The sequence below is a fragment of the Cohnella baijiui genome, from assembly GCF_020731285.1.
In the GTDB taxonomy this organism is placed as follows: Bacteria; Bacillota; Bacilli; order Paenibacillales; family Paenibacillaceae; genus Cohnella.
Window position 1 is genome coordinate 1 of record NZ_JAJFOW010000171.1, and the last position, 334, is coordinate 334.

A 334-nucleotide genomic window follows, 5' to 3' on the forward strand; every position below is an offset into this window, starting at 1 on the left:
CGCGCTCTTACCTCCCTATTACCCGAAATAGCAACGGATACGCCGTTCGATCAGACTCAGCAACCCAATAACATTCTTGGCTTACATTACTGTCTTGCACTTCATCGCCTGCAAAGTCCCATGAAGCCGGCTACCATCAAGCGCCAAAAAGCCGGCTATCACCAAGAACATGTTACAGACCAGCATATTGCCAGCGCTACCGCTCTGCGCAAAATCATTCGTGAACAAAGCAGTGTGCATTTCTCTTCCATTGAGGCCTATGTGCCGCAAAGTACGCTTGATGTTCTGCATACAGAGAAAACAGCGGGCCGCTTTCCTATTGATTGGGACTGTT

General features: G+C 49.1%; 1 protein-coding gene. It reads left to right on the top strand.

Going from position 1 to position 334, the window contains the following annotated elements:
* Window positions 1–334, top strand: a 334-nt coding sequence (locus tag LKX83_RS32175; protein WP_227887334.1) for a nucleotidyltransferase family protein, incomplete at both ends; no start/stop codon positions are given.